The 14556-nt window shown below is 64.1% G+C and carries 12 protein-coding genes and 1 pseudogene; 6 read left to right on the top strand and 7 right to left on the bottom strand.

The window, feature by feature from the left end:
* Positions 1-25: 25 nt before the first annotated feature.
* Entirely contained in the window at positions 26-1405 is a 1380-nt protein-coding gene (gene xseA / locus B0G69_RS02740; protein WP_121315545.1) for an exodeoxyribonuclease VII large subunit, read from the top strand.
* Between the two features lie 219 nt (positions 1406-1624).
* Positions 1625-2203, top strand: a complete 579-nt coding sequence (gene sodB, locus B0G69_RS02735; protein ID WP_042321432.1) for a superoxide dismutase [Fe] — start codon at positions 1625-1627, stop codon at positions 2201-2203.
* A gap of 354 nt (positions 2204-2557) precedes the next feature.
* On the opposite strand, the gene B0G69_RS02730 is transcribed toward sodB, so the two are convergent.
* Positions 2558-2836, bottom strand: a complete 279-nt coding sequence (locus B0G69_RS02730; RefSeq protein WP_147440692.1) for a hypothetical protein — start codon at positions 2834-2836, stop codon at positions 2558-2560.
* A 335-nt stretch (positions 2837-3171) separates the two neighbouring features.
* On the opposite strand from B0G69_RS02730, the gene B0G69_RS02725 reads away from it, so the two are divergent.
* Together B0G69_RS02725 and B0G69_RS41710 are read left to right on the top strand one after the other, a co-directional pair.
* The gene (locus B0G69_RS02725; protein ID WP_121315543.1) at positions 3172-3744 is read left to right on the top strand and encodes a glycine zipper family protein; all 573 of its coding nucleotides are present in this window, start codon (positions 3172-3174) and stop codon (positions 3742-3744) included.
* 289 nt (positions 3745-4033) lie between these two features.
* Positions 4034-4256 (top strand): annotated as a pseudogene (locus B0G69_RS41710) (pyrrolo-quinoline quinone); the annotation flags it as partial.
* A 288-nt stretch (positions 4257-4544) separates the two neighbouring features.
* Here the strand turns inward: B0G69_RS41710 and B0G69_RS02715 are convergent.
* Positions 4545-5999 (bottom strand): NYN domain-containing protein, encoded by a 1455-nt coding sequence (locus tag B0G69_RS02715; RefSeq protein WP_121315542.1) that lies wholly within the window; start codon positions 5997-5999, stop codon positions 4545-4547.
* A gap of 375 nt (positions 6000-6374) precedes the next feature.
* Positions 6375-7022, bottom strand: coding sequence for an ATP-dependent Clp endopeptidase proteolytic subunit ClpP (gene clpP, locus B0G69_RS02710; protein WP_121315541.1), 648 nt, complete (start codon positions 7020-7022; stop codon positions 6375-6377).
* Between the two features lie 269 nt (positions 7023-7291).
* Here clpP and B0G69_RS02705 point away from each other — a divergent pair, with 269 nt between their 5' ends.
* Positions 7292-8275 (top strand): sigma-70 family RNA polymerase sigma factor, encoded by a 984-nt coding sequence (locus B0G69_RS02705; RefSeq protein WP_121315540.1) that lies wholly within the window; start codon positions 7292-7294, stop codon positions 8273-8275.
* Here the strand turns inward: B0G69_RS02705 and B0G69_RS02700 are convergent.
* The 3 genes from B0G69_RS02700 to B0G69_RS02690 form a co-directional block, all read right to left on the bottom strand.
* Positions 8231-9505: an EAL domain-containing protein gene (locus B0G69_RS02700; RefSeq protein ID WP_121319044.1), complete on the bottom strand. Its 1275-nt coding sequence runs from the start codon at positions 9503-9505 to the stop codon at positions 8231-8233. The two genes, B0G69_RS02705 and B0G69_RS02700, sit on opposite strands and share 45 nt — an antisense overlap.
* A gap of 236 nt (positions 9506-9741) precedes the next feature.
* A complete protein-coding gene (mdtD, locus tag B0G69_RS02695) occupies positions 9742-11202 on the bottom strand; it encodes a multidrug transporter subunit MdtD (RefSeq protein WP_121315539.1) in 1461 nt (486 codons plus the stop codon).
* A 140-nt stretch (positions 11203-11342) separates the two neighbouring features.
* Positions 11343-12758, bottom strand: coding sequence for a PLP-dependent aminotransferase family protein (locus tag B0G69_RS02690; RefSeq protein ID WP_121315538.1), 1416 nt, complete (start codon positions 12756-12758; stop codon positions 11343-11345).
* Between the two features lie 199 nt (positions 12759-12957).
* On the opposite strand from B0G69_RS02690, the gene B0G69_RS02685 reads away from it, so the two are divergent.
* Positions 12958-13263 carry a DUF2917 domain-containing protein gene (locus B0G69_RS02685; protein ID WP_121315537.1) on the top strand — a complete coding sequence of 102 codons (306 nt, stop codon included), beginning with the start codon at positions 12958-12960 and terminating at the stop codon, positions 13261-13263.
* Between the two features lie 40 nt (positions 13264-13303).
* Here the strand turns inward: B0G69_RS02685 and B0G69_RS02680 are convergent, their stop codons facing one another.
* Positions 13304-14545 (bottom strand): citrate synthase family protein, encoded by a 1242-nt coding sequence (locus tag B0G69_RS02680; protein WP_121315536.1) that lies wholly within the window; start codon positions 14543-14545, stop codon positions 13304-13306.
* Positions 14546-14556: the final 11 nt, after the last annotated feature.

Here is a 14556-nt window from a genome sequence, read left to right as displayed (position 1 = left end):
CGGCCAGTCACGAATATTCCCTCGCATGAATCCCGAAAGTCCCTTTTCTTCGTCGGCGGCGCCCGGCGGTGAAGTCGTCGTTCCCGTTTCCGCGCTCAACCGGGCGATCGGCACGATGCTCGAACGTTCGTTTCCGCTCGTCTGGGTGGCCGGCGAAGTGTCCAACTTCACCCGCGCCGCGAGTGGCCACTGGTATTTCTCGATCAAGGACGCGCAGGCGCAAATGCGTTGCGTGATGTTCCGGGGACGGGCTCAATACGCCGAGTTCACGCCGCGCGAAGGCGACCGCATCGAAGTGCGCGCGCTCGTCACGATGTACGAGCCGCGCGGCGAACTGCAACTGAACGTGGAAGCGGTGCGCCGCACCGGTCAGGGGCGGCTCTATGAAGCGTTTCTCCGGCTGAAGGCGCAGCTCGAAGCGGAGGGGCTCTTTGCCGCCGAGCGCAAGCGCGCGTTGCCGACCCACCCGCGGGCGATCGGCATCGTGACGTCGTTGCAGGCTGCGGCGCTGCGTGACGTGCTGACTACGCTGGCGCGCCGTGCGCCGCACATTCCGGTGATCGTTTATCCCGCGCCGGTGCAGGGCGTGGGCGTCAGCGGCAAGCTCGCCGCGATGGTCGAGGCGGCCGGCGCGCGGCGCGAAGTCGACGTGCTGATCGTGTGCCGCGGTGGCGGCTCGATCGAAGACCTGTGGGCCTTCAACGAAGAAGTGCTGGCGCGTGCGATCGCGGAAAGCGCAATTCCCGTGGTGAGCGGCGTCGGTCACGAAACCGATTTCACGATCGCCGATTTCGCTGCCGACGTGCGCGCGCCGACGCCGACCGGCGCGGCCGAACTCGTCAGCCCGCAGCGCGTGCTGCTGCTGCGCGAACTCGATCATCGGCACGCGACGCTCGCGCGAGGCTTCGGCCGCATGATGGAGCGGCGTGCGCAGCAACTCGACTGGCTCGCTCGCCGTCTCGTGTCGCCAGTTGAGCGGCTCACGCGGCAACGCACGCATCTGCAGCAACTGAGTGTGCGGCTTGCGTCGGCGGGCGCGCGTCCGCTGCGTGACGCGCGAGCGCGTTTTTCGCTGCTGCAGATGCGCTGGCAGCGTTGGCGTCCGGATCTCGCCGCGCATCGGACGAAGCTCGGCAATCTTTCGCAACGTCTGGACGCGGCCGTGTTGCGCCAGCATGAGCGTCAGGTTGCGCGGATCGACACGCTAGCCGCACGGCTCGAAGTGCTGAGTCCGCAGCGCACGCTGGAGCGCGGTTATGCCGCAATGATCGACGCGCAGAGCGGGCGTGCGGTGCGCGCGCCGTCGTCGTTGCGACCGGGGCGGCGGCTGACTGTCCATCTCGCCGAAGGCTCGGCCGACATCGCACTGGCCGACGTGCAAGCACGTCTCACCGACGGTTTCTGACACTTCGCCGACACTCGCGACAGCCATCCTTGCAGCGTGCGGATGAGCCGGGCACGCGCCATGCATTCGCACTGATTACGCTGTGCGCGCGGTCTGTTTTCCGCTGCCGGGCGTAAAGTCCGTTGGTTTGCGGGGTTATTCCAACTCGCCTACAATCGAGTGCTCATAAGCGTTATCCGCAGACTCCCCCACAACAGATCCAGACAGAAGGAAAGCACCATGGAACATACGCTCCCGCCGCTGCCGTTCGCGAAAAACGCACTCGCTCCGCACATGTCGGAAGAGACGCTCGAGTTTCACTACGGCAAGCATCACCAGACCTATGTGACCAACCTGAACAATCTGATCAAGGGCACGGAGTTCGAAAACCTGTCGCTGGAAGAGATCGTCAAGAAGTCGTCGGGCGGCGTGTTCAACAACTCGGCTCAAGTGTGGAACCACACGTTCTTCTGGAACAGCCTCTCGCCGCAAGGTGGCGGTGCACCGACCGGTGCGCTGGCTGACGCGATCAACGCCAAGTGGGGTTCGTTCGACAAGTTCAAGGAAGAATTCGCGAAGACCGCAGTCGGCACGTTCGGCTCGGGCTGGGCATGGCTCGTGAAGAAGGCCGACGGTTCGCTCGACCTCGTGTCGACAAGCAACGCCGCTACGCCGCTGACCACGGATGCCAAGGCACTGCTGACGATCGACGTGTGGGAACACGCGTACTACATCGACTACCGCAATGCGCGTCCGAAGTTCGTCGAAGCGTACTGGAACATCGTCAACTGGGAATTCGCGTCGAAGAACTTCGCGTGAGATTGCTGGCTGCCGCGTGACGGTAAGGATCGTGTCGCCTGATCGGGTTGGGGCGATGTGAATTCGATAACGTCATAGCGTTGGCAACTGTTGCAAAAGTGAAAGCCCTCCGGTGTGAGGGCTTTTCTTTTTCTCGGGCCTTGGAGTGATGGGGCGGGGCGTGCTCGATCAAAGGCGCGTCGATGTCGGCGCGGTAATTTGACTGACTTCGGCGGTCGTTAATTGACCAGCGCGATTACGACTTCCAAGGCCGCGCTGAAAACGCGGTTTTGTCACAGTTAGTAACGATGCAGCGCGTCAACGACGTGCTCACATGCGTCTTTCCGGCCTCGCCAGACCGCGCGGGTAGACGGATCAAGGCTGTGTCGATGCTCCACCGCCGCCATCCGGATTGCTCGACATCTGTCGATGCCGATGGCCGCGACCGCCACCGGACGTCGCCACCGACCTCGCGGGCGCGGAATGTGTCGGCGGATGGTTCATGTACTGGAAATTCTGCGCGACGGCCGAGCTCGTCAATGTCGTGACCGGCTGCTGGGTCGCATCGGCGGACAGGCTCGAATCCGACTGCCCGAAGACGGACGATGCACACGCGGCGCAAGCCATCCCCACAGCCAAAGCCAGACGGTTCATTGAGTCATCCTTCCTTTTGTGGGCACGCAGCGATAGCCCCGCGCTGCGACTACGCGTATAGTCGAGCCCCGCGCGTCGCCGGGACCGAGTCTTGCGGCGGGTGGTGTGTGCAGTCGCGTGCAAACGAGTCTAGGCGGTGCGATGCGAAATTTGATCGGCGGCGCGCTTACAAGCGTTATCCGATTTAACGCTGGCGACGCCGTGCGCGATGCGAGACACGCTCTCGATTCATTGGCCACGGCGCACGGCTCGGCGAATAACTTTCTGTAACTATCCGGTAACCATGGATTGCGCCGATTGGCTTAACGTTTGAATTCCATTTCGAAACGCACTGCATGATGTTCAGCACTAAATCGATAAGTATGGCGATACCCGCCGCCGTTGTTGCACTCGCACTCGGCGGGTGCGCGGTGGTGCCGCCGAGCGGCCCGAGCATTGTCGCGCTGCCGCACAGCGGTGAATCGCTCGAGCAGTTCCAGCAGAACGACTATGCGTGCCGTGACTACGCGAATCGTTCCACGAACTCGTCCGCGGGGGCGCAGGCGGCCACCACGAACAGCGTGAACAGCGCGGCGCTGGGCACGTTCGGCGGTGCGGCGATCGGCGCGCTGTTCGGCGCGGCGGCCGGCAATGCAGGCGCGGGCGCAGCGATTGGCGCGGGCAGCGGACTGCTGATCGGCGGCGCGAACGGCGCCAACAGCGCGCAGTATTCCGCAGCCGGCTTGCAGGCGCACTATGACGCCGCGTACGCGCAGTGCATGACCTCGAAGGGTGACACGATCGCGCAGCCTCGACCTTATTACGCCGCGCCGCAGCCGGTGTATGTCGCGCCGCAGCCTTACTATGCGCCTCCGCCGGGGTACGTCGCGCCGCCGCCGGTTATGTATGCACCTTATCCGTACTACTGAACTCGTTGTGCCGGTTGTTATTGACGGCGGTTCGACGGCACCTTCAGCCGTTGACACCGGCTGTCTTCAACGGTGACCTCGGCCACCGCTCCGAGGATTTCGCGATTTCTGCTGGAAAGACGCGATACGCTTTCGAGCACTCGACGCGCCGAGCGCTCGCGCACCGAGCGACGACGAGGCGAATAGGCAGAGACCGCAAGCCGGATCTTTGGTCCGAGTATGGGACAGCGAGTGTGTGCGTGGCTCGTCAGGATATTTGCGTTGCGAAGCCCGACCACATTTCCTTAATCCCGGCGCGACGCCGGCCATGTCGGCCAAAGGGGCGAGCAATGTAATCGTGCCGGCGGCGGAGAATGGCACGACCGGTGCTTTGCACATGTACGACGGCGGCAACCGCTCGCGCGAGTTGTACAACAGCAATCAGGCGGGCACGCGCAACCAGTGGGGTGCTGGCAACAAGCTCATCACGTCCGATGATCGCGCGCGGTACGGTGTATGTGGTGCTGCGATAAGGGTGAGGTGTGATTGGAGCTGGCGCCGTAACGGAATGGGACGATGGCGGTTCCAGAAAAATTGGCGCTTGTTGTCGTTTTCCGCTTTGGCAATGGACGTCGAATTTCGTGTGACTGAGGACATATCTGCGGTTCTTGGCGCGACAGGCACACAGTGGCTTGCCGTTGCAAAGCCCCTGCTCATTATGAGCAGGGGCTTTGTGCTCAATACGCAGGATATTCCGTTGCATGCGCATTGCGATAGTCCGCCCCGAGCCCAATCTGCGCGATTCACGCAATGCAGGCCGCTTACTCCGTGTCGCTCGTCGCCGCTGTCTTACGCGGACGACGGCTACGCGGCGCGGCCTTGCGCGCTGCCTTCCTGGCGGCTACAGGAGCTTGCTCGGTGTCGACAACCGGTGTCGGCGCTTCAGCTGGCGCAGCGATCTCGGGCACGTCATCGATCGTTCGCGGCGTGCTTTTCTTCGCTTTCTTCGCGGCGGTCTTGCGCGGCGCGCGCGTCTTGCGACGCTCCGCCTGATTGCCGTCTGTTTCCGGGGCGTCTTCATTGCCACCGATCGCATTCGGCGCAGCAGCGTTGCTCGGCGGTTCCACCAAAGCGGCTTCCAGCCGTTCGACATGCGGTGCACTGGCCAACGGCGCCTGATGCTGCACTGGCTCGCGTGCCTGTGGCTCGTCCTCCCACGCTTGCGCGTGACCTGCTTGCTCAACGGGGGCTCGCTCTTCCTGAGCGGCCTCGTGCTGACCAGGTGCCGACTTGCGATTGCCGCGGCCCCTGCGACGCGACTCGTGCTTGCCCGCTGGCTCGATAGCGGTGACCGACGTTTCAGCAACCTGCGCCTCGTACAACTGTTCGGCCGATTCTGATTCGCCAGGCTCATGCACGCTTTCGCCGGCCGCACCCGCCGCCGTGCTGCGATACACGTACGCCCCGGACTTTTCATCGCGGCCAAACTCGAGCAGTCCACGCGCGTGCGCTTCTTCCAGCAGATTGCCGAACGCACGAAAACCGTAGTAGGTCTCGTTGAAATCCGGTTTTCGGCGCTTGATTGCGTTCTTCAATACGGATGCCCAGATCTTGCCGCTGTCGCCGCGTTCGGACGCGAGCGCATCGAAGGTTTGCACCGCGATCTCGACTGCCTTGGTACGGCGTTTTTCCAGATCTTCCTTCTGCCGGCTCTTATCTTCATCGGGCGCGCGTTTGGCCGTCTGCTGAGCGTTTTGCTGCGGGCGAGCCGACTCGCGCTTCGCGACCGCACGCTGACTTTCGCGCACGAGGTCGTCGTAAAAGAAGAACTCGTCGCAGTTAGCGATCAGCAGGTCGGACGTGGATTGCTGTACGCCAACGCCGATCACCTGCTTGGCGTTCTCGCGCAGCTTCGACACCAGTGGCGAAAAATCCGAATCGCCACTGATGATGACGAACGTATTGACGTGCGATTTCGTATAGCAGAGATCGAGCGCGTCGACCACGAGCCGGATATCCGCGGAATTCTTGCCCGATTGGCGCACGTGCGGAATCTCGATCAACTCGAAATTGGCCTCGTGCATCGCGCCTTTGAAACTCTTGTAGCGATCCCAGTCGCAATACGCCTTCTTGACGACAATGCTGCCCTTGAGCAGCAGACGTTCGAGTACCAGCTTGATATCGAACTTGTCGTACTTTGCGTCGCGCACGCCGAGTGCGACGTTTTCGAAGTCGCAGAATAGCGCCATGCTGACGTTTTCGTTGGATGACGCCATGTATATCTCCATTGAAGCGATCGTCGAATTCGACGGATCGCGACCATGATAGCGATTCCAGCGAAGGTGAGCAGCTTTTGTGGTCTCGCCGCACCGACCGGGACAGTAAAAATGAGGGCGCACGAGTGATCAGGGCGGACGCCACGCCCTGTTTCCGTAACGAGGAGAGCGCGTGGTGCTCGACCGAGTTGAGCGGAAAGCGTCTGAATGGCGCATTGAGTTTGGTTGTATGAATTGGAAGAGGCGTGCATTGCGCGCTCGGGCCGGCTCCGAACGGAGGCACCCCCACCATGGCGGAAATGCGAGAGGACGCCGAACACAAGTTTTGACTCTCGAAGTGTTGGTTGAAAGCCGAAGGGCCACGGGTTGGCGTCACTACATGTCATGCCGCCGTAGCATTTCGCCCAGCCCTGCGCGCGTTTCCAGCACGCCGTCGATCAAGCCATACCCCTTCGCTTCATGCGCCGACATGAAATTGTCGCGGTCCGTGTCGCGCACGATTTCCTCGAGGCTGCGGCCCGTGCGCTCGGCCGTGATCGCGTTCAGGCGCGCTCGCAGATACAGCACTTCCCTCGCCTGAATCTCGACGTCCGCCGCCGTGCCCTGGCTGCCGCCGGAGGGCTGGTGAATCATAATGCGCGCGTTCGGCAACGCATACCGCTTGCCACGCTGGCCGGCGCTGAGCAGGAACGTTCCCATACTCGCGGCAAAGCCGGTACACAACGTCGACACCTCGGGCTTGATGAACTGCATGGTGTCGTAGATCGCGAGGCCGTCGTACACCGAGCCGCCCGGCGAGTTGATATAAAAGGAAATATCCTTGTCGGGATTTTCGGATTCCAGAAACAGCAACTGGGCGACAATCAGACTGGCTGATTGTTCGTTGACCGGCCCGACCAGAAACACGATGCGCTCGCGCAGCAAACGGGAGTAAATGTCGTAGGCACGCTCGCCGCGCCCCGACTGTTCGATCACAGTGGGAACGAGGCCGAGACCGGTGACGGATGGATGGGTCGAGTGCATAGGTGTCCTGTAATTGACGGTGCGGCACGAATAGCCGATGGATGCCGATTGCGGCCGGTGCACAAACCGCGCGCGCCACGCGCCGGTTGTTGCTCATTTGACGAGGCAGCCCGTGGCCGCGTGACAGGAATATTTTTGCGCCGCGCTGTCACATCGGCATGGGCTCGGACGTCAAGCTGAAAAGAATGCAGACTATGGCGAGCGCCTCGACAGTCCCGCAGGCAGGCAAGGCGCGCATTTTTCACCACGCACGATCCGGAGGTCTACGTATGACGGAACAAGGAATCAATAAGGCATCCAGTTTCGAGGCCGTGCGCGCCCGCCTGCTCGCGCTGGCGTACCGGATGCTCGGCAGCCGTGCCGAAGCGGAAGACGTGGTGCAGGACGTCTGGCTCAAATGGCAGCTGGCAGATACGCGCGCGGTGCAAACGCCGGCCGCCTGGCTCACCACGATCGCCACGCGCACGGCGATCGACCGTCTGCGGCACCTGCAACGCGAACGTTCGCAGGCTGCGGGCTGGCTGCCGGAACCGTGGCTCGACGAGATGGCGCCGTCGGCGGAAGAACTCGCGTTGCGGGCGGCGGAAATGTCCTACGGCGTGATGCTGCTGCTCGAACGCCTGAAGCCCGACGAACGCGCGGCGTTCGTGTTGCACGAAGCCTTCGATTGCGACTACGCGGAGATTGCAAAAATTCTCGAGCGCACACCGGCGAGTTGCCGGCAGATCGTCCACCGGGCCAAGGCGCGTTTGCAGCGCGCGGGTGCGCCGTTGGAGCGGACCGACCCTGTCGCGCATGCGCGCATCGTCGAGCGTTTGCGTACGGCGCTGGAGGCGCAGGATCGGACCGGGTTGCTGCGGCTCTTCAGCGACACACCTGACGTCGTCAGCGACGCGCCCGTGTGTGCGCCTGCATGCGCACGCGAGCCGGCAGCGGCAGAGTGGGTGGACACGGTCACGTCGCTCGCGCAGCAGGCGAGCAATGCCGAGGTGGTGTCGATCGAAGGGAACATGTGTGTCGCCCTGTTCTTCGAAGGCGACGTCGTCGGCGTGCTCGACGTGTGGACAAATGGCGTGGCGGATGGCTCGACAAAGATCATCGCACTGCGCATCGTGACCAGCGCCACGCGTTTGCAAGCTGCCAACCGGGTGCTGGGCCGTGCCGCCGTCGCGCAGTTGCTCTCGCGCATCCGGCGGCACCCGGCGCCTTCAGTTGCGATGCGCCGCGAGTTCCCAGTTGATATCGACGCATAACACCTGTGTGCCATGCGGCGTATGCGCGGCGATCGAGGCGGTGACGCACAGATGCGCTTCGTTGATCGACAGATAAGGCGGCGTGAGATGCACTTGGCCGGGCACGCGCATCGCCTGGATAAAGTACGGCCGGCGTTCCCAACTAGCGCCTTGCGAATGCAACAGCGGCCGGAAGCGCTTCGCGCGTTGCGACGTGCGCCCGGGCGGCAGCACGTTGTCGCCGATCTGCCGGCCCGAACCGTCGAGCACGAAGCAGCGTGCAGTTTCTCCGAGCAACAGCAATGGGGCGGTGGCGTGGGCGATCGACTCACCGGCCATCAGTTGTGCGGCGGCTGTCTCCAGCGCCGTGACGTAGGGTGCGAGGCGCGCAGATTGTGCGCGCTGGCGTGCGGTGACCCGCTCGCGCAACGCGGCCGAAAGCGAGTCCATCAGTCCGGCCGCGGCTTGCGGCTTGACCGGCTCGACGCTTGGGCCCGCGAAGAACGTGCCTTGCACGAAGTCCACGTTGCATTCGAGCGCGATCAGCGCGTCGCGCTCGGTGCTCAGGCCGCCCATCAGCACCAGTTGCCCGGACTCGTGCAGCAGCGAAACGAGGCCCGGCAGCACGCGTTCAATATGCGAGTGCTCGCTGGCCTGCGCGAGGATGCAGCGGTCGAGTGTGACGATGTCCGGACGCAGATTCCACACGCGGTCTATGTTCGAATGTTTCGCGCCGAAGCCGTCGAGCGCGATCAGGAAACCGGATTTGCGCAACGAGTCGATGATTTCGGCGAAGCGCGTGGTTTCCCCGCCTGCCTGCTCGGACACTTCGAGCACCACACGTTGCGGCGGCAGGCCGAGCGCCTTGAGGCCCGCCAGCAGCGCATCGCCATAGCTGGTGTCCATCAGCGCGGCCGGGTGCAGGCTCAGGAAGAGCCACTCATCGTGGCTGTCGAACGCGTTGAAGTTGCCGAGATGCAGCGATTCGGCCAACCGGCCGAGCTCCAGCAGGTCGCCGCGCCGCGCGGCCTGCGTGAAAACCTCGTGGGAGGGCACTTGTTGCGCATGTTCGTCGTGTGCCCGCAGCGACGCATGGTAGCCGATCGCGCGCCGGTGCGACACCGAGAAAACCGGCTGAAAGACGCTGAAGACGGTGTAGCCGCCATACAGGACGGTGCGCCGGGAGCCTTCGTCGCCGGCCATCGGGCGCGGCGGCTGGAAGCCGGGAGGATCGAGTTCGATCATGCTCATCATGTCGGTCGTATGGAGTGGGCGGCGCGCTGCGGCTCGTTACGAATGCGCGCGCAAAACGAGAGTTTACAGGATAGGCGAGCAAGAACTATGCGCATGCGGAAACGCAGCCTGTGCGTGTCGCAGCCGCGCTCTGATACGACGATTGTGCGCCAGCGCGGGTGCGAACGCGTCGCGTCGCACTTCGCTGGTGCGGGTTGCGCCCCGTTGCGGGTCGGCGACGGGCGCGATGCATGTCAGGTCCGCTCTGACGGATCGGTCTTTTTCGCCGGCGTGCGGATGTCCGGCGAGAGTTGCGCGAAGATCCACGACGAGCAGGCGGTGATGATGCCGACACACAGGAACGTCGCATGAAACGCGGGCAGCGAGTTGATCGCGGTCACCCGCTTCAACAGGCCGGTGAAGGTCGCGAGCAGCGCGCCGGCAACGGTCACGCCGAGACTCATCGACAGCATCTGAACGAGCGAAAACAGGCTGTTGCCGCTGCTCGCACCGCCGGTGCCCAGGTCCTTGAGCGTCAGCGTGTTCATCGCGGTGAACTGTATCGAGTTGACGGCGCCGAACACCGCCAGTTGCACGAGCCGCAGCCACAGCGGCTGATTCGCGCTGGTCAGTGCGAAACTCGCCATGGCCAGGCCGACCAGCACCGTGTTGACGATCAACACGCGCCGATAGCTGTACTGGACGATCAGCTTCATTACGAGGCGTTTGGACGCCATGCCGGCGGCGGCCACCGGCAGCATCATCAGGCCGGCTTCGAATGCGCTGTAGCCGAGGCTCACCTGCAACAGCAGAGGGATCAGGTAGGGCATCGAACCGCTGCCGATCCGGGCGAACAGATTGCCGAGCAGGCCGACGCTGAACGTGTGGATCTTGAAGAGGTCGAGCGGGAAGATCGGCGCGGGTTCGCGCACTGCATGCAACGCGTAGGCGACGAAACAGGCGAGGCTCAGGATCAGCAGCACCAGCACCGTTGCGTGCTGAATGCCGAACTCGGTGCGACCGTCGAGCGCGAAGGAAATTGCCACCATGCCGACGATCAGCAGCAGGTAGCCTTTTATGTCGAACTTGCCGGTGTGTTCGTTACGACTATCCGGCATGAAGATGAACGTGGCGATGCAGCCCACGATCCCCACCGGTACGTTGATCAGAAAGATCCAGTGCCACGAGGCGATTTTCACGAGCCAGCCGCCGAGCGTAGGACCGATCAGCGGTCCGATCAGGCCAGGAATCGCGACGAACGAGAGCGCCGCCAAATAACGTTCCGCCGGAAAGGTACGCAGCACGGCGAGCCGTCCGACCGGCAGCAGCATCGCGCCGCCCACGCCCTGCATGACGCGGAAGAACACCAGCTGATTCAGCGTGTGCGCGTTCGCGCACAGCAGCGAGCCGACCGCGAACACGAGGATCGCGCTGAAGAACACGCGCCGCGTGCCGAGTTTGTCGGCGAGCCAGCCGGACACCGGGATCATCACCGCCATCGTCAACGAATAGGCGATCACCACCGATTGCATGCGCAGCGGCAACTCGCCGAGGCTCGTCGCCATCGCGGGGAGCGCGGTGTTGACGATGGTCGCGTCGAGCGTCTGCATGAAGAAGCCGGTGGCGACGAGCCACAGCATCACGGTGAGGGAGCGGGCCGAAGGTCCCGAGGGGGCGTTGACAGCGGAGGCGGGCGGAGTCGGCGTCGTGGACATGGAGGGCGGCTGGGCGCGCAGGACGGGCTGGGACTCGCTATTCTAGGGAAAAGCGGAGTGCGGCGCAGCCTAAGGAGGATTGGGCGTGATGGGCGAGAGGCGTTAGGAGCTGGCCTCGGGACGCGGTAAGAGCGGGATGCTCAGCCCCCCTCCAGCGCCGCCGCCGCATGAAAAAACGCCTGCGCCCGCGGCTCATTACCAAACGCCACGTGAATCCTGATCCACGGACTCGTCTCCATATTCGGCCGGAAGTAGCTGCCCGGCACCACCGTCACCCCAAGCGGCGCACCGCATGCCACCAGCCGTTCGGCATCGGCGACATGCGGCACGCGCGCCCACACGAACTTGCCGCCCACCGGCTTTTCGAAAATCTCCCAGCCCGCGTCTTCGAGTGTCTGGATCGTCGAACCAAGCGCGTCACGCATGCGGCGACGCATGCGTTCCAGATATTTCCGGTACGCGCCGCGCTCCAGCAGCGACACCGCGACCGCTTCCGCAAAGCGCGAGCAACCAATGCTCGTCAGCATCTTGATGTCGACCAGATCCTTGATGATCGCGTGGCTCGCCACCACGCAGCCGATCCGCAGCGACGACGATAGTGTCTTCGACAGCCCCCCCACGTAGATCACATGTTCGAGTTGATCGAGGGTGGCGAGGCGGTCGGTGAGCTCGGTCTGGAAGTCGGCGTAGATGTCGTCCTCGATGATCGAGAAGGCATGCTCGCGTGCCAGCTGCAGCAGCCGGAAGGCCACTTGCGGCGCGACCGTGGTGCCGGTCGGGTTGTGGAACACGGTATTGATGAACAGCAGCCTCGGCCGGTGTGTCTTGAGCTGCTCCTGCATGACGTCGAGGTCAGGACCGTTGCGCGTGCGCGGAATACCGATCAGCTTCACGCCGTGCAGCTTCAGCAAGCCGTACAGGTTGTAGTAGCCGGGGTCTTCGACAAAGATCGTATCGCCGGGCTTGAGCAGGTAACGCATCAGCAGATCCAGCGCCTGGCTCGCGCCGTTGGTGATCAAAATCTGCGACGCGTCCGCCTGAATCCCCAACTGTCCGATCCGGCTTTGCAGATGCTCGCGCAAAGTCAGGTTGCCGAGCGGCGTCGCGTAATCGACCATGCTCTGCCGATCGGTGCGCGACACGTGGCGGATCGCTTGCGCGAGGCTGTCCGTGTCACGCCAGCTTTCCGGGATGAAGCCGCTGCCGAGCTTCAGCGTTTCGCCGGGATGGTTGAACTGCTGCAGTAAATGTCCCGATTCGTCTTCGGCGCGGCGCGGGTCCGAGGCACCCTGACAACGCGTCGCGAGCGGCTGACGGTCGGCGACATAAAAGCCGGAACCATGGCGCGACTCGACATAGCCGAGCGACACCAGCCGGTCATACGCCTCGATCACCGGAAAGCGGCTCACGCCGAAGTCGGCGGCGAACTGGCGGATCGACGGCAGCTTGGAGCCGGGATGCGCGGTACGCGAGCGGATCCACGCGGTGACGCCCGCGACGATCTGCTCGGTGAGCGGCACGCCGTTATCGCGATCGAGCTGGATTTCGAGTTTCATGCGCTTGCTTCCTTCCGGATGACGCGGTGCCTGCTGCGGCCAACTGTGCAAGCGCCTGATCCACGATGCATCAGTCGCCCAACTGTCCGGTTTTTCGACTGAACAGTTCCACTGAAAGTGTTCGGAACTGTGCATGGGTATCCGATCATCGCACGTCAATAATCGGTACAACAGAAAAGTTCTTTGAAGGAGAACGGCGATGCGTGAAGTGCGGATTTTCGAATTGGAACAGGGCGAACCCGTGGCGGCCTGGCGTGTCGCGCGGCCGTCGACTTTTAAGGTGCTGTCGGGCGAAATCTGGCTGACCGTCGAAGGCAGGAGCGAGGATCACTGGCTCGCTGCGGGCGAGTCGGTCGAGCTGCCGCGCCGGGCGCTCGCGTGGATCAGCGCGAGCCAGGGCGGCGCACGCTTTTCACTGGCGAGCGGCTCCGACCAGGTGGCGCCGAAGCCGGGGCTGAGTTTGCCGGTGTTCGGCCGCTTGCCTCGCTGGCTTGGCGTGGCCTGAGAAAGCCTTGGCGAGCGTCGGTCGACCCGATCCTCGATCCTCAGTCCACGCCCGCCGCGTCATACTCGCCGATGTACCGCGCCCTCGGCCGGATCAACCGTCCATCGCGCGTCTGTTCCATCGCATGAGCGATCCAGCCGACCACCCGGCCCACCGCGAATAGCGTGAACGCGGCGCCGTCCGGCAGATCCAGCACGCGCTCGATCGCGGCGAGCGCGAAGTCGACGGTCGGTTCGGCGCCGGTCGTGTCGCGCACCGTGCGTGCCAGCCGCAGCACGTCCCCGAGCGGCGAGCGCGCTGGCGCACAGTCGGCAAGCATGCCTAACAACAGCCGTGCCCGCGGATCGCCATCCGGATAAAGCGGATGGCCGAAGCCCGACAGCACCGGTCCCTGCGTGCCGCCTTCGTCGCGCGTGACGCGGTTCGCCAGATAGCGATCGAGATCGGGCGCGCGCGACGCTTCTTCGAGCAGCGCGGCGATCCGCACCGTCTCACCGCCATGACGCGGGCCGGCCAGGGCCGCGAGTCCTCCCGCCACGGCGCCGAACAGGTGCGTTCCCGTCGACGTGATGCAGCGGACCGTGAAGGTCGACGCGTTCAGTTCGTGATCCGCGCAGGCCACCAGCGCCGCGCGTAGCAGCCCGGCCTGCTGCCGGTTGCGCACCTGCCACGCGCGAGCGAGTTGCCGGTGCAGCGCCTCGTTCGACGGCGCTGCCGAGATCATCGCGGCGGCCAGCAGCCGCATGACGGCGCAGGCGGTATCAAGTTGCGCATCGCGGCCGAGCGCCCACACGCGTGGCATGTGCGCAGCGGCGGCCGGCAGCAGCACGAGCGCGCGATCGAGCGGCGTGCTGTCGCTCCAGAGCCTGAGCCACGCGGCCCACTGCGCGGCGGCGAGCGGCACGGCGGGCGCCTCGGCGATGCGCCGCGCGCTGCATTCCCACAGCAAGGCCGCCGTGTCCTCGAGCGACGCAGTGCGCGCCAGTTCCATCGCATCGTGGCCGCGATACAGCAGGCGGCCGTCGGCGACCAGCGTGATCGACGATTCAAGCACCGGCACGCCCCAGTCCAACACTTTCTGCGCGACCTTGCCGGCGCGCTTGCCGTCCGCCTTGCGACGGGCGAGGCGGCGCACCTCGGCGGCGTCGTAGAGCCGGTTCTTGCCTTGCGCATCCGGCGACGAACTGAGCATGCCGCGGCTCACGTACGCATAGAGCGTAGGCAAGCTGATGCCGAGCGCGGCGGCGGCTTCGGTGGCGCTCAGGAAGGTGGTGGTCGGCATGGAAAAGCGGA

Origin of the sequence: Paraburkholderia sp. RAU2J, from assembly GCF_003634845.1 — a bacterium.
GTDB classification, from domain to species: Bacteria; Pseudomonadota; Gammaproteobacteria; order Burkholderiales; family Burkholderiaceae; genus Paraburkholderia; species Paraburkholderia fynbosensis.
The sequence above is the reverse complement of the archived record's forward strand: the minus strand, read 5'-3'. Positions and strand labels throughout refer to the sequence as shown.

Excerpts from the sequence above, each read along its gene's own strand:
- clpP (WP_121315541.1), bottom strand. The coding sequence starts at position 7,022 with ATGCACTCGACCCATCCATCCGTCACCGGTCTCGGCCTCGTTCCCACT.
- B0G69_RS02700 (WP_121319044.1), bottom strand. The coding sequence starts at position 9,505 with ATGAGCATGATCGAACTCGATCCTCCCGGCTTCCAGCCGCCGCGCCCG.
- xseA (WP_121315545.1), top strand. The coding sequence starts at position 26 with ATGAATCCCGAAAGTCCCTTTTCTTCGTCGGCGGCGCCCGGCGGTGAA.
- mdtD (WP_121315539.1), bottom strand. The coding sequence starts at position 11,202 with ATGTCCACGACGCCGACTCCGCCCGCCTCCGCTGTCAACGCCCCCTCG.
- B0G69_RS02705 (WP_121315540.1), top strand. The coding sequence starts at position 7,292 with ATGACGGAACAAGGAATCAATAAGGCATCCAGTTTCGAGGCCGTGCGC.
- B0G69_RS02725 (WP_121315543.1), top strand. The coding sequence starts at position 3,172 with ATGATGTTCAGCACTAAATCGATAAGTATGGCGATACCCGCCGCCGTT.
- B0G69_RS02685 (WP_121315537.1), top strand. The coding sequence starts at position 12,958 with ATGCGTGAAGTGCGGATTTTCGAATTGGAACAGGGCGAACCCGTGGCG.
- B0G69_RS02680 (WP_121315536.1), bottom strand. The coding sequence starts at position 14,545 with ATGCCGACCACCACCTTCCTGAGCGCCACCGAAGCCGCCGCCGCGCTC.
- B0G69_RS02715 (WP_121315542.1), bottom strand. The coding sequence starts at position 5,999 with ATGGCGTCATCCAACGAAAACGTCAGCATGGCGCTATTCTGCGACTTC.
- B0G69_RS02730 (WP_147440692.1), bottom strand. The coding sequence starts at position 2,836 with ATGAACCGTCTGGCTTTGGCTGTGGGGATGGCTTGCGCCGCGTGTGCA.
- sodB (WP_042321432.1), top strand. The coding sequence starts at position 1,625 with ATGGAACATACGCTCCCGCCGCTGCCGTTCGCGAAAAACGCACTCGCT.
- B0G69_RS02690 (WP_121315538.1), bottom strand. The coding sequence starts at position 12,758 with ATGAAACTCGAAATCCAGCTCGATCGCGATAACGGCGTGCCGCTCACC.